The organism is Acinetobacter sp. YH12227 (assembly GCF_013417785.1).
In the GTDB taxonomy this organism is placed as follows: Bacteria; Pseudomonadota; Gammaproteobacteria; order Pseudomonadales; family Moraxellaceae; genus Acinetobacter; species Acinetobacter gandensis.
In genome coordinates, this window is record NZ_VPDH01000025.1 from 19,060 (window position 1) to 40,986 (window position 21,927).

The 21,927-nt window shown below is 39.5% G+C and carries 20 protein-coding genes; 5 read left to right on the top strand and 15 right to left on the bottom strand.

Translation table 11 applies throughout. From position 1 onward, the window contains the following. Positions 1–56: 56 nt before the first annotated feature. The 12 genes from lpxA to rimO form a co-directional block, all read right to left on the bottom strand. Positions 57–845 carry an acyl-ACP--UDP-N-acetylglucosamine O-acyltransferase gene (gene lpxA, locus FTV09_RS07245; protein WP_180057586.1) on the bottom strand — a complete coding sequence of 263 codons (789 nt, stop codon included), beginning with the start codon at positions 843–845 and terminating at the stop codon, positions 57–59. A gap of 2 nt (positions 846–847) precedes the next feature. After that, positions 848–1,327 carry a 3-hydroxyacyl-ACP dehydratase FabZ gene (gene fabZ / locus FTV09_RS07250; protein ID WP_171256651.1) on the bottom strand — a complete coding sequence of 160 codons (480 nt, stop codon included), beginning with the start codon at positions 1,325–1,327 and terminating at the stop codon, positions 848–850. A 5-nt stretch (positions 1,328–1,332) separates the two neighbouring features. Beyond that, the gene (gene lpxD / locus FTV09_RS07255) at positions 1,333–2,403 is read right to left on the bottom strand and encodes a UDP-3-O-(3-hydroxymyristoyl)glucosamine N-acyltransferase (RefSeq protein ID WP_067762513.1); all 1,071 of its coding nucleotides are present in this window, start codon (positions 2,401–2,403) and stop codon (positions 1,333–1,335) included. A 3-nt stretch (positions 2,404–2,406) separates the two neighbouring features. Next, on the bottom strand, positions 2,407–2,904 hold the full coding sequence (locus FTV09_RS07260) for an OmpH family outer membrane protein (protein ID WP_067762511.1): 498 nt from the start codon (positions 2,902–2,904) through the stop codon (positions 2,407–2,409). 40 nt (positions 2,905–2,944) lie between these two features. Further along, the gene (gene bamA / locus FTV09_RS07265) at positions 2,945–5,431 is read right to left on the bottom strand and encodes an outer membrane protein assembly factor BamA (protein ID WP_180057588.1); all 2,487 of its coding nucleotides are present in this window, start codon (positions 5,429–5,431) and stop codon (positions 2,945–2,947) included. A gap of 41 nt (positions 5,432–5,472) precedes the next feature. Next, entirely contained in the window at positions 5,473–6,828 is a 1,356-nt protein-coding gene (gene rseP, locus FTV09_RS07270; protein WP_180057590.1) for an RIP metalloprotease RseP, read from the bottom strand. 4 nt (positions 6,829–6,832) lie between these two features. Next, complete coding sequence (gene ispC / locus FTV09_RS07275; protein WP_180057592.1) at positions 6,833–8,029, bottom strand: 1-deoxy-D-xylulose-5-phosphate reductoisomerase; 1,197 nt, start codon at positions 8,027–8,029, stop codon at positions 6,833–6,835. Continuing rightward, on the bottom strand, positions 8,030–8,851 hold the full coding sequence (locus FTV09_RS07280) for a CDP-archaeol synthase (protein ID WP_180057594.1): 822 nt from the start codon (positions 8,849–8,851) through the stop codon (positions 8,030–8,032). Next, positions 8,852–9,607, bottom strand: a complete 756-nt coding sequence (gene uppS, locus FTV09_RS07285; protein ID WP_067762501.1) for a polyprenyl diphosphate synthase — start codon at positions 9,605–9,607, stop codon at positions 8,852–8,854. It abuts the gene before it with no gap. Between the two features lie 6 nt (positions 9,608–9,613). Continuing rightward, the gene (gene frr, locus FTV09_RS07290; RefSeq protein WP_067762499.1) at positions 9,614–10,168 is read right to left on the bottom strand and encodes a ribosome recycling factor; all 555 of its coding nucleotides are present in this window, start codon (positions 10,166–10,168) and stop codon (positions 9,614–9,616) included. A gap of 79 nt (positions 10,169–10,247) precedes the next feature. Then, positions 10,248–10,976 (bottom strand): UMP kinase, encoded by a 729-nt coding sequence (gene pyrH, locus FTV09_RS07295; RefSeq protein ID WP_067762497.1) that lies wholly within the window; start codon positions 10,974–10,976, stop codon positions 10,248–10,250. Between the two features lie 45 nt (positions 10,977–11,021). Further along, positions 11,022–12,365, bottom strand: coding sequence for a 30S ribosomal protein S12 methylthiotransferase RimO (gene rimO, locus FTV09_RS07300; protein ID WP_067762495.1), 1,344 nt, complete (start codon positions 12,363–12,365; stop codon positions 11,022–11,024). 351 nt (positions 12,366–12,716) lie between these two features. On the opposite strand from rimO, the gene glnL reads away from it, so the two are divergent. Together glnL and glnG are read left to right on the top strand one after the other, a co-directional pair. Further along, a complete protein-coding gene (glnL, locus tag FTV09_RS07305) occupies positions 12,717–13,823 on the top strand; it encodes a nitrogen regulation protein NR(II) (protein ID WP_067762493.1) in 1,107 nt (368 codons plus the stop codon). Beyond that, positions 13,813–15,288, top strand: a complete 1,476-nt coding sequence (gene glnG / locus FTV09_RS07310) for a nitrogen regulation protein NR(I) (protein WP_067762491.1) — start codon at positions 13,813–13,815, stop codon at positions 15,286–15,288. Before glnL ends, glnG begins: the two co-directional genes overlap by 11 nt. 73 nt (positions 15,289–15,361) lie before the next feature. On the opposite strand, the gene FTV09_RS07315 is transcribed toward glnG, so the two are convergent. The 3 genes from FTV09_RS07315 to mnmG all read right to left on the bottom strand — a co-directional run bounded on the left by FTV09_RS07315 (position 15,362) and on the right by mnmG (position 19,260). Next, a complete protein-coding gene (locus FTV09_RS07315; protein ID WP_067762489.1) occupies positions 15,362–15,688 on the bottom strand; it encodes a hypothetical protein in 327 nt (108 codons plus the stop codon). Positions 15,689–15,816: 128 nt separating this feature from the next. Then, on the bottom strand, positions 15,817–17,022 hold the full coding sequence (gene mhpT, locus FTV09_RS07320; RefSeq protein ID WP_067762487.1) for a 3-(3-hydroxy-phenyl)propionate transporter MhpT: 1,206 nt from the start codon (positions 17,020–17,022) through the stop codon (positions 15,817–15,819). Between the two features lie 357 nt (positions 17,023–17,379). Then, on the bottom strand, positions 17,380–19,260 hold the full coding sequence (mnmG, locus tag FTV09_RS07325; RefSeq protein ID WP_067762485.1) for a tRNA uridine-5-carboxymethylaminomethyl(34) synthesis enzyme MnmG: 1,881 nt from the start codon (positions 19,258–19,260) through the stop codon (positions 17,380–17,382). 265 nt (positions 19,261–19,525) lie between these two features. Here mnmG and FTV09_RS07330 point away from each other — a divergent pair, with 265 nt between their 5' ends. The 3 genes from FTV09_RS07330 to FTV09_RS07340 all read left to right on the top strand — a co-directional run bounded on the left by FTV09_RS07330 (position 19,526) and on the right by FTV09_RS07340 (position 21,886). Beyond that, positions 19,526–19,876 (top strand): hypothetical protein, encoded by a 351-nt coding sequence (locus FTV09_RS07330; protein WP_067762483.1) that lies wholly within the window; start codon positions 19,526–19,528, stop codon positions 19,874–19,876. 152 nt (positions 19,877–20,028) lie between these two features. Beyond that, positions 20,029–20,919 carry a bile acid:sodium symporter family protein gene (locus tag FTV09_RS07335; protein WP_180057596.1) on the top strand — a complete coding sequence of 297 codons (891 nt, stop codon included), beginning with the start codon at positions 20,029–20,031 and terminating at the stop codon, positions 20,917–20,919. Between the two features lie 97 nt (positions 20,920–21,016). Next, the gene (locus FTV09_RS07340) at positions 21,017–21,886 is read left to right on the top strand and encodes a bile acid:sodium symporter family protein (RefSeq protein WP_180057598.1); all 870 of its coding nucleotides are present in this window, start codon (positions 21,017–21,019) and stop codon (positions 21,884–21,886) included. Positions 21,887–21,927: the final 41 nt, after the last annotated feature.

Sequence of the window (21,927 nt, forward strand, 5' to 3'; positions counted from 1 at the left end):
TATTTTAGCAATAAAAAGACACCGCACTTGGTGTCTTTTTTATTTCGCATCACTAATTAACGAACGATACCACGTTTAGATTGTTCTAAAGAATCAATCAATAACTGTGCTTCCGCTACTTCTGGCAAGATCTCGGTACGAATACGCTCAATGGCCTCATTGGTCGTCAAACCTGCTTTATAGATCAATTTGAATGACTCACGTAGACCTTGAATGGTATTTTTAGACCATCCTTTACGACGCATACCTTCAACATTCATTGCAAAAGCATGTGCAGGGTTACCTGAAACCATCACATATGCAGGAACATCTTTAAGAATAAGCGATGCACCACCAATCATGCTATAAGAATCAATCTTACAGAACTGATGGATACCTGAGTTACCACCTACAATAACATAGTCACCAATATGAACGTGGCCTGCAACACCGACATTATTGGCAAAAATATTATGGTCACCTACCACACAATCATGTGCAATATGTGTATTCACCATCAATAAATTATGACTACCAATTTTCGTCAAACCATGGTCTTGTGTTGTACCGCGATGAAGGCTGCAATGCTCACGAATTGAATTGTGATCACCAATTTCTAACCAAGTTTCTTCACCTGCATATTTCAGGTCTTGGCACTCTTCACCCACACTGGCAAACTGAAAAATATCATTATGCTGACCAATACGGGTATATCCACCCACCACAACATGTGAACGTAACTTGGTACCAGCACCAATCGTCACATTAGGTCCAATAATACAATATGGCCCAATTTGAACATCTGCAGCAATCACTGCAGATGAATCAATAATAGCGGTCGGATGTATTAATTCGTTATTGCTCATGCTTACTCTGTTTTTTGATGCGAAACCATAATTTCCGCAGTTGCTGCTACAATACCATCAACAGTGGCAATACAATTATATTTGTAAATGCCACGCTTTTGCATCACTAATTCTGATTTTAAAACAAGTTGATCACCTGCAACCACTTGTTTTTTAAATCTTACCTTTTCTGCACCAGCAAATAGGAACAAAGAACCTGATGAGGGCTTTTCATTATTCATAATGAAACCCAAAATACCAGAAACCTGCGCAAGTGCTTCAACAATTAACACACCTGGCATAATTGGATATTCTGGGAAATGGCCCTGCAAAAACTCTTCATTGATCGTTACGTTTTTGTAGCCAACAATCCCGTTGTCGGATACTTCAACAACACGATCAACCAATAAAAACGGATAACGATGTGGCAAATATTCACGAATAGTCTGAATAGTCATTGGTAATTCAGGTTTAGTGAACGCTGGGGTATTTGACTCTGTCATCATAATTATTTACGCAATTTAAAAGTTGATTCAAGGGACTCAATTTGAGATTGCATATGATCAAGTCGTTTGACCAACTGGGTCAATGGCACATCTGCTAATTGTTTGAAGCGAATCGCAGCCTTTTTCCAAGAACCACTTTCAAGCATTGGCGTCCCCGAAGAATAACTACCAGCGACTGAAATACTTTTTGTGACCATTGACATTCCAGTGATTGTAACATTATCGGCAATATTAATGTGACCTACGATACCTACCGCACCAGCAAGTACACAATTTTTGCCAATCGTGGTACTACCCGCAATACCACATTTAGCAGCCATCGCAGTATTCGCACCCACTTTTACGTTATGTGCGATTTGCACAAGGTTATCAATAATGACTCCATCTTCTAAAATAGTGTCATCCAAAGCACCACGATCAATACTACAATTTGAGCCAATTCGTACATCATTACCAATGCGTACCGAGCCAAGTTGAGCAATACGATGCCATTTACCTTGATAAGGTGCAAAGCCAAAACCCTCACCACCAATCACAGTACTTGCATGAATACGTACACGGTCTGCAATTCTAGCTTCACCAGTTAAAGTCACATGTGAATCGATAAAGCAATCTTTGCCAATTTCAACATTATCATCGACTTTTACTTGTGATTCTATGCGTGTACCTTCACCAACGACACAGTGCGCACCAATAACGGTGTAGTGACCGATATATGCTGTATCTGCAATGATTGCTGAAGGATGAATTTGCGCAGTACTTTCAATACCCGTTTCAACATGTTTTTTTTCAAAAACATGCGTCAAAATAGCAAAAGCAAGATACGGATTAGCAACAACAATAAAATTTTGTTGTGTTGTGATTTGAGCTTGAAGTTCAGCAGTGACGATTAATGCACCTGCTTGAGATTGATTCGCTTCAGCTAAATACTTTTCAGCATTCACGAATGCAAGATGATGTGGTTTGGCCTGCTCTAAGCTCGCCATACCACTCAGTTGTAAATCAGCCTGACCTATACATTGACCTTGTACAAGCCCGGCTAGCTTTTCTAAACTGAATTTTTGAGAATTCATTGATTATTTAATTGCGTTAACCTTTTGAATCATTTTATCAGTTAAATCAAACTTAGGGTCATACGCCAATGCTGAATTTTTATTCAAAACAACATCTAAATTATTCTCTTTACGCAATTGTTCAGCAACTTGCTTAATTCTGGTATCCATCGAACGATTTAAATTTTGAATATTACCTTGCACCGAAGTTTGAACAGTCTGCTGCAAAGCATTTAATTCTTTCAATTTATTTTGATACTGCTGACCCATTTGTTGCTTTTGCGCATCAGTCAGCTTATCACCACTTTGCTGTGCTTTTTGCTGCAGTGATTCAAGCTCTTTCGCCAAGGCTTCAATCTTGGTTGTTTGTGGTTTTAATTGCTGCTGAATTTGTGCATTTTGCTGCTTAATATAAGTGCTTTGATCAACAACTTTTTCTAAGTCCACAACACCATAACCTGCCGCATGAAGCATTGAACTACACGATAAACCAACAACTAAACCAGCTAGAAGCTTTTTCATTTTATATCCTTTTAATTTTAATACCCAAAATGGGTCGTACTTAGAAAGTACGACCGATTTCGAATTGAATCTCTTTTGTTTCATCACCAGCTTTATCATTCAATGGGAATGCATAGCTCAATGAAATTGGACCAATCATCGTAATCCAAGTGAAACCTGCGCCTACGCTATAACGCATATTATTCATATCAAAGCCGTAGTTGTCTTTACAGTATTGACGATCTTCACTAGATTTAGGAACGTCACATTGCGTATCAAATACTTGCGCGCCTTCAGCAAACAATACTGGACGAACTTGACGAGCCCAATCCCCTTTAAATGGCACTGGTAAAGCTAATTCGGTACCAAATTGAATTAAAGCATTACCACCCACTTCTTCTGGATCATAATCTTTTTCGCCACGTGCATCATAATAAACACCGTCATATTTTGGACCTAAAGTGCTATTGTCATAACCACGTACCGAACCAAAACCACCTGCATAGAAGTTTTTATAGAATGGCAGGTCATTACCATAGCCGACCTTACCGTAACCACGTAAAACAAAGTCTTTACCTAGTGGGAAATAAGCTTGCGCATCGTAAGTAACTTTTTGATATTCAACATCACTACCCGGTAAAGCAACCTCAGCATTGACGCGATGTGACATACCACTGGTTGGGAATACGGGTCTGTTTAATGTGTTATAAGACCAGCCTAGGTTCAAATTATATGTTAAAAACTTTCCTTCAAACGCACTTTCATAATCATTCTTAACTATGTTCGCTTCAGGACAAGTCCATTGAGTATTGCTTGGATCAGGATTTTCAATTGAACATGTATTAAATGAGTTTGTATCAATAGTTTTGCCGCCATTGGCCTTTAAATAATCGCGAACATAAGTAGATACATACTCACCTGTCGTAACTTTAGTTTGATCTACATTCAACCCCATGCTTACACTTTGGTTTTCATCAATCGGATAACCGAAGTTGATACCACCACCAAAACTATCAGTCACATAGTTGTTGACGTTATAGTCATCATCTAACTTAGTTTTACGGTAGTACATGTTATAACCACGACGCACACCATCAATCGTGAAGTATGGGTCAGTTACACTTAAATTATAGTAATCTTGTGTTTCTGAACGTGATAAATCGATAGAAACTGCATTACCTGTACCCAAAAAGTTGGTTTGACTCAAACCTGCTTGGAAAGTGATACCGCCACTTTGCGAGAAACCTACAGCGAGTGTACTTGTACCCGAGTGCTGTTCTTCAACATTCACGTTCAAGTCAATTTGGTCTGGTGTGCCAGGAATACGTGCAGGTTTCACATCAACTGTTTTAAAGAAACCTGTACGCTCTAGACGAACTTTAGATAAGTCAATTTTTTCGTTACTTGCTAAAGCACCTTCCATCTGACGCATTTCACGACGTAACACTTCATCGGCAGTTTTTGAGTTACCTGTAAAGTTAATACGGCGTACAGTGACTTGTTGACCTGGATTTACATAGTAGTTCAGATCAACTAATTTCGTATCTTTATTAATTTCTGGAACAATATTCACTTCAGCAAAGTAATAACCCGCATTACCATATTTACGAAGGAGTAATTGTTTAACTGCGTTTACTTTTTCTTGTGAATAAAGCTCACCATCTTTATAAAGCTTTAATGCATTCAATTCATTTTGTGTATAAAGCGCATCACCTAAGAATTTGGTTTCCCCAAACTTAAATTGCTCGCCTTCATCCACAGAAACTTCAATGAACACATGCTTTTTATCTTCACTTAGGTTTAAGCTTGAATTGGTAATATTAAAATTGATGTAACCTTTGTTCAAATAAAGCGCGCGCAAAGACTCTAAACTTGCAGCCATTTTTTCACGTGCATAACGGTCATTACGGGAAATAACTGAATTCCAACCGCTTTCTTTCAAAGCAAAAATTTGTTTAATTTCGCTTTCTTTAAAGACTGTATTGCCAATGATATTAATATCAAATACTTTAGCTGACTGACCTTCAACAAAATCAATTAAGACATTTACACGGTTATTTGGCTGTGCTGTTGTTGTCACTTTTACATCAGCATCATAACGACCTTGCTGCATGTATTGTTGTTCTAATTCTGTTTCAACCAATTGTAATGAAGATTTCTTAAGAACCTCACCTTCAGCAAGACCCATTTTTTTCAGGCCTTCTTCCAAAGCTTCCTTTGGAATCAATTTATTGCCTTTCAGCTCAACTTTAGAAATGATTGGGCGTTCCACTACGGTATAAACAAGTGTATTTCCCACTTGAGATGATTTCACATCATCAAACATACCTGAAGCGAATAAGCTACGAATCGAGTTCGAAATGATTTGATCGTTTACACGATCTCCAGCGGAGAATGGAATCATTCCTGCCACATTGTCAGGAGTTAAGCGCACTAAGCCATCAACTCGAATATCTTGTACTACAAAATCATCTGCTGCATATACTTGTTGTGCTACTGCCATAGCACTAACCAGTGCCAACGGCATAAATAAATGTTTGTGCTGCATGCCAGTCTTTTCCGCTGTTAATTTATTACGTATCTACGTTGTTATAAACGCATAATGTCATTGAATAGAGCCAGTAGCATCATACTACCCAGCAATACCATACCAATTTTTAAGCCAACCAATTGTATTTGTTCAGAAACAGGTTTACCACGAATTAATTCAATAAAATAGTAAATTAAGTGACCGCCATCGAGCATAGGAATTGGGAGTAAATTTAAAATTCCCAGACTTACACTCATCAGTGCCATAAAAGAAATGAAGGTTTGCCAACCCATTTCAGCACTTTGACCCGCGACTTTAGCAATCGTAATTGGTCCTGATAGGTTATCTAAACCAACCAATCCACGTACCATTTTTACAATAGAATTCAAAATCATGCCAGAAATTTGACCGGTTTTTTCTACTGCTTTACCCATTGCTTCAACAGGACCGTATTGAATAGTTTGCTTATATTCAGCAGGAACATTCACTTTACCAGGATCGCTTTGTACACCAAGCATACCTGTGACTTTACCCATTTGGTCACGCTTACCTTGCGGCATCACTTCCAAATGCACAATTTTATTTTGTCGCAATACATCTATTTTTAGTAATTTTTCGGGTGATGCTTGTACAACTTGTACAACATCAAACCAATCTTTCATTTTTACGCCATCAATCGCAACAATACGATCTCCCTGCTTCATTCCTTGTCGTACTGCCGCACCATCTTCGCTCAGTTTAGAAACCACAGCTGGAATTTCTGGACGATAAGGTGTAAAGCCTAGAATTTCTAATGGAGATTGCGATTGATCGCGTAAAAAACTTTGAATTGGCAAACTAAACGTTTTCAACTGTCCATCACGTTCAGCCTGAATTTGAATATTGCCCGTTTCGCCAACTCGGTCTACTAAAGCATAGCTTAGTCGTTCCCATGTTGATACTTGAGTACCATCAACTGCCGTGATTTTATCACCAGCTTGCATCTGAACTGATGCAGCTGGCGTATTAGGAATAACCTTCCCTACACGAGTATTCAATTGCTCTTGCGCGGGTAAAAATAAGATCCAAAATAAAATAACTGCAAATGCCAAATTAATGAGCGGGCCAGCAGCAACAATTGCAATACGTTTCCAAGGATGTTGACGATTAAAGGCTTTCGGTAAATCAAGCTCCGAAACATCTCCTTCACGTTCATCCAACATTTTGACATAACCACCGAGTGGTAATGCAGAAAGCTGATATTGAATCCCTGACTTTTTAGATGTCCACTTTAAAAGTGTAGGTCCAAAACCAATCGAATAGACCAATACTTTTACACCCAGTTTACGAGCAACAATATAGTGTCCAAACTCATGAATCGCAATGAGTGGACCAAGTAGCAATATTGCCGCAATAATCATAAACAAGGCATTCATGTTTTTAACTTCCTAAATTCAATACAGCTTTCTCAGCAACGATACGTGCAGTATGGTCTGCTTGAAGGATCACATCAATACTTACCGCCGCAGCATTTTCAACTTGACCCAAGGTATGTTCAACAACCTGTGGAATTTGAGTAAATCCTATTTGCTCTGTTAAGAATGCCGCAACAGCTATTTCATTTGCTGCATTTAATATAGTCGGTGCTAATCCACCTGCTTTCATGGCTTGACGCGCAAGTTTCAATGCAGGGAATCGAACTGTGTCAGGCTCTTCAAAATTCAATTGTGAATGCAAGAACAAATCCAAAGGTGGCACATGTGTTTGAATCCGCTCAGGCCAAGCCAGTGCATGTGCAATTGGTGTGCACATATCAGGATTACCCATTTGTGCCAAAGTCGAACCATCCACATATTGAACCATCGAGTGAATGATACTCTGAGGATGAACCACAACTGTTACAAATTGTTCTTCTACTGCAAATAAATGACATGCTTCGATTAGTTCTAGGCCTTTATTCATTAATGTTGCAGAATCAACCGAAATTTTTTGTCCCATAGACCAATTTGGATGCTTACAAGCCTGTGCAGGTGTAACTGATTGCAATTGTTCTAAGCTATGGTGTAGAAAAGGCCCACCAGAAGCAGTAAGTAAAATCTGCTTAACGCCCATTTTAGGCTGACCATTACGATTTTCTTGTAGATAGTTCTGTGGCAGACATTGAAAGATAGCATTGTGTTCAGAATCGACAGGCAATAACAAAGCGTTATTTTCCCGTGCTGTCTGAATCATGATGTCTCCTGACATCACCAAAGCTTCTTTATTGGCCAATAAGACACGTTTACCTGCTTTCGCAGCTGCAAGTGTTGGCAACAATCCTGCTGCCCCCACAATTGCAGCCATCACAACATCTACGTTTGGATGTTCTGCTACAGCAATTAACCCTGCCTCATCATGCAAAATTTCAATTTCAGACAATTGATTTGCGATTAACAACTGGCGCAGTTCATCTACTTTTTGCAAAGGAACAACTGCGATTTTCGGTCGAAACTGTTTGCAAATTTCTACAAGTTCTACAATTCGGCTATGAGCAGTAACTGCAAAGACTGAATACTCTTCGGGATGTAGTTGCAGAATCTTTAAGGTACTTTGACCAATGGAGCCTGTAACACCCAATATACAAACAGATTGTGACATCTATAAATCTACGCCAATAAGTTTTAAAACATACATACCCGCTGCAAAAATAGGTGCTGCAGCAAGCAACGAGTCGATACGATCTAGCACACCACCATGCCCTGGAAGAATTCGGCCTGAATCTTTGATACCCGCACGACGCTTGATCATCGACTCAAATAAATCTCCTAGCACAGAACTAAATACAGTAACGACAGAAAGAATAAGGAATAAAATATGCTCCGCAAGGCTTAAGTCGAGGTATAGCACTTCAACCACAACCACAATGATCATTGCAGTGATTAAACCGCCATAAAGTCCTTCCATCGACTTGTTAGGACTTACATCTGGTGCAAGTTTATTCTTACCGAGTTTACGGCCAACAAAATATGCACCACTATCTGCCCCCCAAACCAATAAGAATAGATACATCAACCACCAAGGTGAGCTATCCCAAACTGCAAAAATTGCAGTAACAGCAGCTGAAATCAGCACAAGTCCAATTCCGTTTAAACTTGGGTTATACCAGTTATCGTATTCTGGGTAAGATTTCACCCAATAAACACTTAATACCCAAGTAAAAATTGACGCTGCCCAAAGCAGTAAAGCCACATCACCAAAATGTAATGCCAAAGCAGAAATAATTGCTGTGACTAAGCCATAGCTCCAAGCAAATGGCTTCACAGTTTTAGTACTTCGCGGCATGAGTTTAAACCACTCATAACCTGCTACAGCCGATGCAATGATCATCAGCACAAGCATTGGATAATGTGACTCTGTTGCAAACATACAACTTAGTACAACTGAAACCAGTACCAATGCGGTAATTATCCGCTCTAACATTTATTTATTCTCAAGTTGCTCTTGTTGAATCTGCTCTGAGGTCTTACCAAAGCGACGCTCACGGCCACCAAAAACTGCCAGTGCATCATCAAACTCTTCAATAGTAAATTCAGGCCACAACGTATCTGTGAAATAAAGCTCTGCATAAGCAGCCTGCCACAATAAGAAATTCGAAAGACGGAAATCTCCACCTGTACGAATTAACAAATCAACTGCAGGTAAATCACTTAAACTTACGTATTGACCAAAGACATCAGCATCCACTGCTTCAAGATCTAATTTATGTTCTAAAACATCTGCTGCAATGTGTTTTGCAGCTTGAGCCATATCCCACATACCACCATAACTAATTGCAATGGTCAGGGTCATGCTGTCGAAATTAGCAGTCCTTTGTTCCGCATGCAACATTAAGTCACGTAACTTCGCAGATAAACGAGAACGATCACCAATAAAACGCAGAGCAATATTAAACTTTTCCATGCGTGGCAACTGCTCATGGATGGTCTCTTCAAGAAGAGCCATGAGTAAATCCACCTCGAATTGAGGACGATTCCAGTTTTCACTTGAAAACGCAAATACAGTCAGTGCTTGAATATTTCTTTTACGACAATGCTCAACGATTGGGTCAAGGATGTCCTTTCCAGAACGATGCCCTTCACCTTTTTGCATTTGATTCTTTTTGGCAAAACGATTGTTGCCATCCATGATGATGGCAACATGTTTTGGAAGATGGGAAGTTTCTTCAGATGAGGTCATTAAAACTTAGACCTTCATCAATTCAGCTTCTTTTGCAGCCAGACGTTTTTCAACTTCAGCAACGAATTTGTCTGTAATTTTTTGGATATCATCGCCTGCACGACGTTCATCATCTTCAGAAATTTCTTTTTCTTTCAATAATGCTTTGATATCGCCCAATACATCACGACGGATATTACGAATCGCAACTTTTGCATTTTCAGCTTCGTTACGTGCAACTTTTTGCATATCTTTACGTGTTTGTTCTGTCAATGCAGCCATTGGCACACGAATTGAGTCAGCAGTTACAGGGTTCAAACCTAAATCTGATTCACGAATCGCTTTATCAATTGCTGAAACCATTGAACGTTCAAATGGTTGCACCAATAAAGTACGCGAGTCTTCAACACCTACGTTTGCAACTTGGTTTAAAGGCACATCAGAGCCATAGTAAGGAACCATTACACCATTCAAAATTGATGGATGTGCGCGACCGGTACGAACTTTTGCAAAACCGTGCTCAAGAGACTCAAGCGATTTGTTCATACGCTCTTCAGCGTCTTTTTTAAGATCGTTAATCATGTGATCTTCCTTACTTAATTCGAAAAGATGTAAATTCTAAAATAGTCTGTAGTATAAAGAGCTTTCAGGCTCACGTACATTAGTTAGTAACGTGAGTACCTTCTTTTTCACCCATTACCACTGAAAGCAATGAACCAGATTTGTTCATATCAAATACTTGAAGTGGAACATTGTGGTCACGACATAAACAGATTGCTGTTAAGTCCATTACACCAAGTTTCTCATCAAGTACTTGATCAAAGGTCAATGTGTCATATTTCACAGCATCTTCAAATTTGCTTGGGTCTTTGTTATAAACGCCATCAACTTTGGTAGCTTTCAAAATAAGATTGGCTTCAATTTCGATACCACGCAAGCATGCTGCTGTATCTGTTGTGAAGAATGGGTTACCTGTACCCGCAACGAACACACACACTTCACCACGAGTTAAGTGACGAATTGCATCACGACTTGAGTAAGACTCAACCACAGTACCAATTTCAAGTGCTGACATTAAACGTGTTTTGATGTTACGACGAACCAAAGCATCACGAAGTGCTAGACCATTCATCACAGTCGCCAACATACCCATTTGGTCACCTGTTACACGGCCAACCAAACCGTCTTTTTGCAACTGGCTACCACGATAAAGGTTACCACCACCGACAACGATACCGACTTGAACACCTAGACCCACTAAGTGCGCAATCGCAAGTGACATCTGGTCTAAAACTTGAGCATCAATACCCATGTCTTTATTGCCAGCAAGTGCCTCGCCAGAAAGCTTAAGCAAAATACGTCCAAAGCGTGGTTTTTTAGAATCCAGCATCATCTACTCCGAATTATTCAATCTCAATTATTTTTTGTGAATGGTTTAGGCTGTTTTAACTGAAATAAGTTTAGCAAATAAGTCATACTCATCTGCATCTGTGATTTCAACTTCGAGTAAATCACCCGCTTTAATCACGGACTTATCAATATCTTCAACAAAAACGTTACCATCAATTTCTGGCGCATCCGCATACGAACGTGCAACCGCAACTGGGAATTCTTCTTCCAAGTCGTCGACAAGTACAGTCATTTTTTGACCAATACGTTTTTGTAATTTCGCTGCTGAAATTTCTTGCTGAACTTGCATGAAACGTTCATAACGTTCTTGCTTAATTTCTTCAGGCACATGATCTGGCAAATCGTTCGCTGTTGCACCTTCAACCGGTGAATATGTGAAACAACCTACTCGATCAAGCTGCGCTTCTTTCAACCAATCAAGCAACATTTGGAAGTCTTCTTCCGTTTCGCCTGGGAAGCCAACAACAAATGTCGAGCGAATCACAAGGTCTGGACATTTTTCACGCCAAACATTTAAACGTTCCAATGTATTTTCACTATGAGCTGGTCGCTTCATCAATTTTAAGATGCGCGGACTGGCGTGTTGAAAAGGAATGTCTAAATATGGCAAGATTTTGCCTTGCGCCATCAAATCAATTACTGCATCTACATGCGGGTATGGATATACATAGTGCAAACGCACCCAAATACCCAATTGACCTAATGCTTCACACATGTCAAAGAATTTGGTTTTGACTGGCTGACCGTTCCAGAAGTCTAATTTGTATTTAGTATCAACACCGTAAGCAGAAGTATCTTGTGAAATTACTAGAACTTCTTTTACACCTGCTTTTTTCAGTGCTTGCGCTTCGCTTAATACTGAACCAACTGGGCGAGAAACCAAATCACCACGCATGCTTGGAATAATGCAGAATGTGCAACGATGGTTGCAGCCTTCTGAAATTTTCAAATACGCATAATGCTTCGGTGTTAATCGAATACCCTGCTCAGGAACAAGATCAATAAATGGATTGTGTTTTGGTGGCTCAGGCACGTACTCGTGCACAGCTTCCATCACTTCTTGATATGCTGCTGCACCCGTAACTTTCAAAACGTTCGGATGCATTTGGCGAATTTTGTCTTCATCTTTACCCAAACAGCCAGTCACAATGACACGACCATTCGAGTTCATCGCTTCACCAATGGCGTCTAGCGACTCTTGTACTGCAGATTCAATAAAACCACAGGTATTAACTACTACTAAATCAGCACCATCATAATCTGATGCTACATCATAACCTTCAGTCTTTAACTGAGTTAAAATTCGTTCGGAATCTACCAACGCCTTAGGACAACCTAAAGAAACAAAACCGACTTTGGGGGATTTCATGAATCTGCGCTCCACTATAATCCGCGTATTGTATGTCTTTTCTGTGGATAAAAACAGTTGAAAAGCCCACTCTTTATATCACGCACCAAAATAACGCTATAAATTCATCCATATAATTTATGACGCACCATTTTGAGTCATTTTTGATTTACAGTCGGTTTTGAATCGGCTATACATTTTATTCAGAGTCTTAAATAAGCGCATTTTATTAAATAAGCATCAAAACTTAGCGTTATAGACATAAAGTTGGCTTGTATCTTGCATAACTTGCATCAATTCGAACCTTATTAAAGATAACGATTGCTTTATGAAGATGCCATTGCGCCATTTTAAGACAGGAACCTCTCGCTAATGGATCAAACTATGACTATTGATTACCGGCTTTTAGTGGACAATTTAACCACTGCCATTTTATTGGTCGATAGTAACCTGAATATTTTTTATTTAAATTCGTCTTGTGAAGCCCTTTTTGACATCAGTTTATTACGTGCATCAGGACAACCTGTGCTTAATTTATTAAGCATGCCTGATGATGAGTTCAATACCCATGATGCTTTAATTAATACTTTGACTACGGGTCAACACTACACGCGTCGTGAAGCAACAATAAATGTTAATTTTAAAGACATCCATGTCGATTATACCGTTTCACAATTAAATTCTGGTAAGCCTTACCATCCGCTGTTGATTATCGAACTTAATCAAATCGATCGCATGTTAAAGATTTCCAAAGAAGAAAACTTTATTCAACAACACCAAGTCGCTCGCCAACTTATTCGCGGTGTCGCACACGAAATTAAAAATCCTTTGGGTGGTATCCGTGGAGCTACGCAGCTTTTAGCCCGTAGTTTAAATGATCCAAAATATAGCGAATTTACCGACATTATTATCAGTGAAGTTGATCGCTTACGTAATCTTGCTGATACCATGCTGGGCTCTCGCCAACTACCAAGTTATGAGCCAGTAAATGTACATGAGCCACTAGAACGTGTTCGCTCATTGATTGTCAATCAAACCAAGAAAAAAATTAAGATTACACGTGATTACGATTTATCTTTGCCGGATGTCTTAGCGGATCGAGATCAATTAATTCAAGTGATGCTCAACATTAGCGTCAATGCTGTGCAAGCAATGACTGAGAACAAAGAGTTTTTTGTCGATCATCAACCTGAACTCACATTACGCACACGGATTCAGCGCCTTGTTACTATCAATGGCGTATTGAAGCGCTCAGCTGTCCGCATAGATATTGAAGACAATGGGCCAGGTGTACCAGAAGAAATATTAGAATCGGTGTTTTATCCATTGGTCACAGGACGTGCGAAAGGCACAGGCTTAGGATTAAGTATTGCTCAAAATATTATGCATCAACATAACGGAATGATTGAATGCCAATCAGTTCCAGGAAAAACAGTCTTTAGCTTATATTTACCTTGGGAGTCAGATCATGTCGCGTAATAAGATTTGGGTCATTGATGATGATCGCGCCATGCGTTGGGTGCTAGAAAAAACATTCAAAGAAGAAGGTTTTGATGTCACCAGCTTTGAAGAAGCACAATCCGCTTTGGATCAATTAAGTGTTGATGCACCAGATGTCATTTTGACTGACATCCGCATGCCGGGTATTGATGGACTTACCTTCTTAGGTAAAGTTAAAGGTAACTATCCTGACCTACCTGTCATCATTATGACAGCACATTCAGACTTAGAGTCTGCGGTTTCAAGCTATCAAACAGGTGCTTTTGAATACTTACCAAAGCCATTTGATATTGATGAAGCTTTAGCACTCGTTAATCGTGCAATTTTACATATTGCAAAATTACAGCAGCAAGAATCAGCAAAAACAGTTCAACCAATTCAATCGACTGAAATTATTGGTGAATCCCCTGCAATGCAGGAAGTGTTCCGTGCAATTGGCCGTTTATCTCAATCTCACATCACGGTGTTAATTAACGGTGAATCAGGTACAGGTAAGGAACTTGTTGCACACGCACTACACAAGCATTCACCACGTGGAAATAAGCCATTTATAGCCTTAAACATGGCCGCAATTCCAAAAGACCTGATTGAAACTGAATTGTTCGGTCACGAAAAAGGTGCATTCACTGGCGCAAATACACAACGTCAAGGCCGCTTCGAGCAAGCCAATGGCGGCACTTTATTCCTTGATGAAATTGGTGATATGCCATTTGAAACGCAGACACGACTACTTCGTGTTTTAGCAGATGGCGAGTTCTACCGCGTTGGTGGACATATTCCTGTTAAAGTTGATGTGCGTATTGTTGCTGCAACACATCAAGATTTGGAAAAATTGGTTCACGAAGGTCGTTTCCGTGAGGACTTATACCACCGTCTAAACGTGATTCGCATTCACATTCCAAAACTTGCACACCGCTCTGAAGACATTCCAATGCTTGCCCAACACTTCTTAGCAAGTGCAGGGAAAGAATTAGGTGTTAGCCCGAAAATTCTTCGCCCTGAAACGCAAGAATATATGCAGAAACTTCCTTGGCAAGGTAACGTTCGTCAGCTTGAAAATACCTGTCGCTGGTTAACTGTAATGATCACAGGACGTGAAGTTTATCCTGAAGATCTCCCTTCTGAACTGAAACAAATTCCAATTCAGGGCAGCGACGGTAATCCAGTTGTTCAAGGCATTGACCGCATTGGTGTACATCATTGGGATGAACTACTTGGTCAGTGGGCTGTTCAAAAGCTTAAAAACGGCGAAATGAAAATTCTCGACATTGCCACCCCCATGTTTGAACGCACATTGATTAATGCCGCACTTCAACAAACACGCGGACGTAAGCGTCACGCTGCTGAGCTTTTAGGTTGGGGCCGTAATACCCTAACGCGAAAACTAAAAGAACTTGGCATGGATAGCGCCGAAGATGATGTAGAAGAAGAAATCGAAAGTTAATTCAACTGCAAAAAAGCCAGTGTGATCACTGGCTTTTTTATGTGTATGAATACTTAAATAATCATTCTTAAATTTAAGCAATAAAACCCACATAGCGTGAATAACCTTCCACACCTAAATCCGACTTATAAATTTTAAACTCAGAATAGCTTGATGCCGCAATTTCGCTAAACATATGGTACTGATCATCATTGGCATGTAAATCATCTACTGTGTGCTGCATAGTCTGTTCAAACTCATCAGTGATGTATTCAAAACCAATATCCATCGCAATAAACAGCACATGCTCACACGGCTGTACATATTGTTCTTCTACCCAATCAATGACCTGCTGTTGACAATGCGGGCACTGAATATTATCGGATGGAGAAATGTCGAGTTCGATCAATTGATATGACATAAATAGTTAAATTCAGCTGTATTAAACACATTCTATCAAAACTTCAATTCATCTCACTGCATAACGTGCAAAAAAAGGAGCCGAAGCTCCTTTATCTATACAATTAAAACTAAATTACCGCTTTGAGCTTATTTCTTTAAAGATGCTTTGTAGGCTGAAAGAGCTGCAACCGCAACTGCTGATAATGCAATACCGGGTGCACTCGCAATCAAAATACCTGTCGTACCTAAACCAAGTGCCAAAATCTTACCTGTGAGCAATGGTCCTGTCATCGCACCCAATCGTCCTAGAGAAATCGCACTTCCCACGCCAGTCACTTTACCTGCTGGCGTATAGAAAATTGGTGAAATGCCATACAAAATCGATTGACCGCCGGTAGAGAAAATCCCGCCCATAATCCCTGCTGCAATCAACACAGGAATCGAGTTAGTTGTGAACAAGACAAACAACGCGATAAACAAACCTGTATAAATAATAGCAGCCATTTGCCATAATTTGAGTCGATCTAGCAAATACCCTAAGCCAAGCGTACCAATCACCGCACCGACTTGGAACATTAACATAATCATGAATGCTTGTTGTTTTTCTAAACCTTGCTCCATCAATAAGTTTGGCAACCAACTGATCAAGATATAGTTCACCATCAAGGTAAAGAAAAAGCTTACCCAAAGCGGCAACGTATATTTATAACGTTGTTCCGCAAATAAAATTTGCGCCATAGGTGGTACTGCTTCCGCACTCACCGTCTCGACTTTTTCTTTACGTTTATCTTTAAGAATCACTGCCATAAATGGAATGAGCACCAACGGTGTCAAGCCACCAATCAAAAATAATGTATGCCAAGAGATGTCTTTAAAAAGCATACCCAAACCAGCCACAAAGATTGCGCCAACAGGTAAGCCACAATACATCAGGCTATTTAAACGACCACGGTTTTCTTCTGTTGCTTCATCACCCACTACTGAAATCATGGTCGGCATTGCAGCACCCAACCCCAAACCTGTAAAGAAACGTGCTATGTACAAAACTTCAATACTTGGCGCGACTGCCGTAATCGACATGAACACACCAAAGATGAAAATAGACAACATGAGCACTTTTTTCTGCCCCATGTAATCTGCGATACGCCCCCCAAAGAACGCACCAAATAACATACCAAACACACCTAAACTAAATACATAGCCCATTTGCACTTGGTCTAAGGAAAATGTCGCTGCAATTCCTTTCGCAGCAATACCGGGCGCTTGCAGGTCAAAACCTTCAAAAAATGCGACCCAGAAACACAAAAATACTGTTAGAAATTTTTGCATTTTTCCCGATTGTTGATTTGCCATAATCGAACTCCATTCATTGAACGTATAGATGGTCATACGCTATGGCATGCAGTGTCTGCTTAATTTAAATGAATAAATACCACTACAATGGTCGGAATTAGTATGAGTAATACAACATGATTAAGACCTAAAACTTTGTATAACAATACATTTAGCATCTAAATAGTTTATTTTTTATTTTAAATACAATAAGTTAATTAAAGTAAAGATTTTATTGATCGAACTATAGCTAAAACTAATGGTGGTGAATAAATCTTTATTTTCAGATGAATGCCTTAACTACAAGTAGAACACTTTAAAATCACTCAGATATAAAAAAACCCGCATTAAGCGGGCTTTTTTATATCAACTAAAATCTTAAGCAGATTTTTTCGCTGCATTATTCTTACGAATGGTAATCATCACCAATTGAACTGCTGCTGGTGTTACACCTGGAATACGGCTCGCTTGCGCCAAAGTTTCAGGACGAACATCTTTCAATTTCAGTGTAATTTCACGAGATAACCCAGAAACCACATCATAATCAAAATCAGCAGGAATACGTGTTTCTTCAAGACGTTTCATTTGAGCTACATCTTCACGTTGACGGTTAATATAACCATCATATTTCACTGCAATTTCAATTTGCTCACCAACAAATGCTGTCACTTTTGAATCTGTTAATTCAGCAATTTGAGCAAAATTAATATTTGGACGCTTTAACAAATCAATCGCAGAACATTCTTTAGACAGATCTGCACCAGTCATTTCGATAAACTTCTTACCCATTGGGTTGTTTGGCGCAGCCCAAAGATGCTGTAAGCGACCTTTTTCTGTTTCAACAGCTTCCATTTTTTGGCAGAACGAATCCCAACGTGCATCATCCACTAGACCCATTTCACGGCCAATCGCAGTTAAACGTTGATCTGCATTATCTTCACGCAGCATCAAACGGTATTCGGCACGTGAAGTAAACATGCGGTACGGTTCTTTGGTACCCAAAGTAATCAAGTCATCTACGAGTACACCCATATACGCTTCATCACGTTTAGGTGTCCATTGCTCTTGATCCCATGCACGACGTGCAGCATTTAAACCTGCAAGCAAACCTTGTGCACCCGCTTCTTCATAACCTGTAGTACCGTTAATTTGACCTGCAAAATACAAATTATTAATGGCTTTGGTTTCTAAAGAGAATTTCAACGCTTGCGGATTGAAATAATCGTACTCAATTGCATAACCCGGACGAAGAATGTGTGCATTTTCCATACCACGAATCGAGCGAACCAATTCAAACTGAACATCAAATGGTAGTGATGTTGAAATACCATTTGGATAAAGCTCGTGCGTATCTAAACCTTCAGGCTCTAGGAATACTTGGTGCGAGTCTTTATCTGCAAATTTATGAATCTTATCTTCAATTGATGGGCAGTAACGTGGACCTACACCTTCAATTTTACCTGTGTACATTGGTGAACGATCTAAACCACCACGAATAATATCGTGGGTACGCTCATTGGTATGTGTGATGTAACAGTTAATTTGTTCTGGGTGCATTGAAGCATCACCCATGAATGACATGGTCGGCGATGGAAAATCACCAGGCTGTGCTGTCATTACTGAGAAATCAACTGAGCGTGCATCGATACGTGGTGGCGTACCTGTTTTCAAACGACCCACAGGAAGTTTCAATTCACGAAGGCGCGCAGCCAAAGAAATTGAAGGAGGATCGCCCGCACGACCACCAGATGCGTTGTTTAGACCGATGTGAATCACACCACCTAAGAATGTACCAGTCGTCAGTACAACTGTTTTTGCATCAAAGCGAATACCCATTTGGGTAATAACGCCTTTAACGGTATCGCCTTCAACAATTAAATCATCAGCAGCTTGTTGGAAAATATCCAAATTTGCTTGGTTTTCTAAAGTTTCACGAATTGCAGCTTTAAAACGGACACGGTCTGCTTGCGCACGTGTAGCACGTACTGCAGCACCTTTACGTGAATTCAGAATACGGAATTGGATACCACCTTTATCGGCAGCCAATGCCATTGCACCGCCCAATGCATCAATTTCACGTACAAGGTGAGATTTACCAATACCACCTATTGCTGGGTTACAGCTCATCTGCCCTAAAGTCTCAATATTATGAGTTAAGAGTAAAGTCTGTCGACCCATACGTGCCGCAGCAAGTGCTGCTTCTGTACCTGCGTGACCGCCGCCGATAACAATGACATCGTAAACTTTAGGATAATGCATAGTGGTAAAGGAGAATAAAAAAGAATGACGGAAGATTATAGCAAAAAATCAGCCATAAGTTGACTGATTAACTCGATTTTATTGTGTCGGTTGCTTTACCGAGTTTCAGGCTAATTCCAAGCATTTCATTTATACACATACATAATTTGCATATTCCATATAAAACTAAACATATTTCTTGCAAAAGTTACCCGATCAATGTTGTTTTATTCTGATTATTTTTTATTCTGTTATAGATCCCATGAGAATCATAAGGAAGATAAGCATGAATAAGAATATTTTGCTCTCTACGGTTTTATGCGGTTTATGTTTTGCCCCACTCGCTGCTTCAGCCAACGATAAAGTTGAGAAAGTTTATGATGCTCAACGTTATCAACAAGTCTGTAAGGGTAAAAGTCAGGGGGCACAAGTTTCATTTGCTTACCGTGGTATTATCTGGAATGGTACTTGCGAACCACAATTCTTTAGCTCAAGTAAAAATGTGAAGTTACATGGTGAAGAGCCTGAGCTATTAAGCACATGTAGCGCAGATGCTAAAGCAACTACAGCCACTATTGATGGTCAAGAAATTAAAGGCAAATGTGCTCTTGGTTTCACACCACCTCGCCCTAAATAAATCGATGTTTTTGCTCTAAATATCGACTATTTAACACATCAAAAAAGAAGCGGGTAAATCATCAATTTTTACTCGCTTTATTTTATTGCTTATTTAAAAAACTTAGTTACACTGAAAATATATTAAAAAGGATAATAATATTAGGAAATTCCATGGATTCGGGATTATTCGCATTTTTTTTGCCTATTGCATTGGCCATCATGATGATGGGCTTAGGCTTAGAACTTTCTATTAAAGATTTTCTTCGGGTTGCTCGCTATCCTAAAGTTATCTTTATAGCACTGTTTACTCAACTGATTGTATTAACCAGCATTGCATTTTTATTATGCAAACTGTTAGAACTTCCTCCTTTATTATCAGTAGGTTTAATGCTATTGGCTGCATCTCCAGGTGGTGCAACAGCAAATGCTTTTAGCTATATTTATAAGGGAGATGTTGCACTCAACATTTCTATCACTGCGATTAACTCGCTGATTTCTTGTTTTACCCTACCTTTTATTGTGAGCTTATCCATTTTACATTTTCTTGGTGAGAACACTGAAGTCAATATTCCAATTGAAAAAATCACCCAAACATTTTTAATGATTTTCATTCCTGTATGTATCGGTATGTTGATTCGCAACACATTACCCAATTTGGCACAAGCGATTAGTAAGCCAATGCGACTATTAACCATCACGCTGCTTACTTTAATCTTTTTGATCGCAGTCGTTCGCGAACAAAGCAATATCATAAGCTACTTTGCCAACGTAGGAATTGCCACCTGCTTATTATGTTTTAGTGGCCTATTCTTAGGATATGTCATTCCATTTTTGGCTGGGGTGCCCGAAAAACAAGCACGTGCTTGCACCTTTGAAATTGGCATTCACAATACGGGGATTGCTATTACCATCGCACTCAGTGTTTTAGGAAGTACAGCAATTGCGATACCTACTGGTGTCTACTCGATCTTTATGTATGTCTTAGCCACATTATTTGGTTTTATTTTAACACGTCGAGGCAGTTACTTAATTCAAGCTCGCAACACAGAAGCTTCTCACTAATTTTAGCAACTTTTATAAATAACAACTTTGAACAATAACAACGCAATACGGATGTAGGCGGGAATCTACTTAACATATGTCATGGAGCACAATAATTATGGATTCAGGAATTATTACGGTCTTATTACCCTTAGCCCTTGCCTTTATTATGATTGGCCTAGGGCTTGAACTAACACCCAAAGACTTTGCTCGAGTCACTAAACACCCCAAAGCAGTGCTCATTGCACTTTTTTGCCAGTTGGTGTTACTCGTAGGGATTGCCTTTCTTTTATGTAAATTATTGGCTCTACCACCGTTATTAGCTGTAGGTTTAATGCTGCTTGCTGCATCACCGGGTGGTAGTACAGCTAACTTATTTAGTTACTTATTTAAAGGTGACCTAGCATTAAATATCACATTAACAGCTATTAACTCAGTTATCGCTGCAATCACACTACCGATTATTGTTAATTTTTCCATTATGCATTTCATGCAAGATGGCCAACAGATCAGCTTACAGTTCGGTAAAGTACTGCAAGTTTTTGGCATTATTATCATCCCTGTATGTATTGGCATGCTTATTCGTCACTATGCACCAAAACTGACTGAAAAATTGAATAAACCTCTGCGTATTTTTGCTGTAGTGTTTTTGATCCTCATTATTATTGGTGCGATTTATAGCGAACGTGAAAATATTGCCACGTACTTAACCCAAGTGGGCTTAGCAACTGTACTCTTTTGTATATTCAGTTTATGTATTGGCTATTTTGTACCACGTTTCTTTGGCATCAATAGTGCACAATCACGTGCATGTGCCTTCGAAATCGGTATTCACAACAGTACACTAGCAATGACTATTGCATTAACCGTTATTGCCAATTCTGCGGTTGCCATGCCCGCAGCTGTATATTCGATCTTTATGTATATCTTTGCGGCTATCTTTGGGTATCTCATTACACGTTTTGCTCCACTTCCAGCAAAAGCATAATAATGAATGATTTTTGGCTTCAAATGATAAAAAGGATGCGC

Excerpts from the sequence above, each read along its gene's own strand:
- lpxA (WP_180057586.1), bottom strand. The coding sequence starts at position 845 with ATGAGCAATAACGAATTAATACATCCGACCGCTATTATTGATTCATCT.
- fabZ (WP_171256651.1), bottom strand. The coding sequence starts at position 1,327 with ATGACAGAGTCAAATACCCCAGCGTTCACTAAACCTGAATTACCAATG.
- lpxD (WP_067762513.1), bottom strand. The coding sequence starts at position 2,403 with ATGAATTCTCAAAAATTCAGTTTAGAAAAGCTAGCCGGGCTTGTACAA.
- FTV09_RS07260 (WP_067762511.1), bottom strand. The coding sequence starts at position 2,904 with ATGAAAAAGCTTCTAGCTGGTTTAGTTGTTGGTTTATCGTGTAGTTCA.
- bamA (WP_180057588.1), bottom strand. The coding sequence starts at position 5,431 with ATGCAGCACAAACATTTATTTATGCCGTTGGCACTGGTTAGTGCTATG.
- rseP (WP_180057590.1), bottom strand. The coding sequence starts at position 6,828 with ATGAATGCCTTGTTTATGATTATTGCGGCAATATTGCTACTTGGTCCA.
- ispC (WP_180057592.1), bottom strand. The coding sequence starts at position 8,029 with ATGTCACAATCTGTTTGTATATTGGGTGTTACAGGCTCCATTGGTCAA.
- FTV09_RS07280 (WP_180057594.1), bottom strand. The coding sequence starts at position 8,851 with ATGTTAGAGCGGATAATTACCGCATTGGTACTGGTTTCAGTTGTACTA.
- uppS (WP_067762501.1), bottom strand. The coding sequence starts at position 9,607 with ATGACCTCATCTGAAGAAACTTCCCATCTTCCAAAACATGTTGCCATC.
- frr (WP_067762499.1), bottom strand. The coding sequence starts at position 10,168 with ATGATTAACGATCTTAAAAAAGACGCTGAAGAGCGTATGAACAAATCG.
- pyrH (WP_067762497.1), bottom strand. The coding sequence starts at position 10,976 with ATGCTGGATTCTAAAAAACCACGCTTTGGACGTATTTTGCTTAAGCTT.
- rimO (WP_067762495.1), bottom strand. The coding sequence starts at position 12,365 with ATGAAATCCCCCAAAGTCGGTTTTGTTTCTTTAGGTTGTCCTAAGGCG.
- glnL (WP_067762493.1), top strand. The coding sequence starts at position 12,717 with ATGGATCAAACTATGACTATTGATTACCGGCTTTTAGTGGACAATTTA.
- glnG (WP_067762491.1), top strand. The coding sequence starts at position 13,813 with ATGTCGCGTAATAAGATTTGGGTCATTGATGATGATCGCGCCATGCGT.
- FTV09_RS07315 (WP_067762489.1), bottom strand. The coding sequence starts at position 15,688 with ATGTCATATCAATTGATCGAACTCGACATTTCTCCATCCGATAATATT.
- mhpT (WP_067762487.1), bottom strand. The coding sequence starts at position 17,022 with ATGGCAAATCAACAATCGGGAAAAATGCAAAAATTTCTAACAGTATTT.
- mnmG (WP_067762485.1), bottom strand. The coding sequence starts at position 19,260 with ATGCATTATCCTAAAGTTTACGATGTCATTGTTATCGGCGGCGGTCAC.
- FTV09_RS07330 (WP_067762483.1), top strand. The coding sequence starts at position 19,526 with ATGAATAAGAATATTTTGCTCTCTACGGTTTTATGCGGTTTATGTTTT.
- FTV09_RS07335 (WP_180057596.1), top strand. The coding sequence starts at position 20,029 with ATGGATTCGGGATTATTCGCATTTTTTTTGCCTATTGCATTGGCCATC.
- FTV09_RS07340 (WP_180057598.1), top strand. The coding sequence starts at position 21,017 with ATGGATTCAGGAATTATTACGGTCTTATTACCCTTAGCCCTTGCCTTT.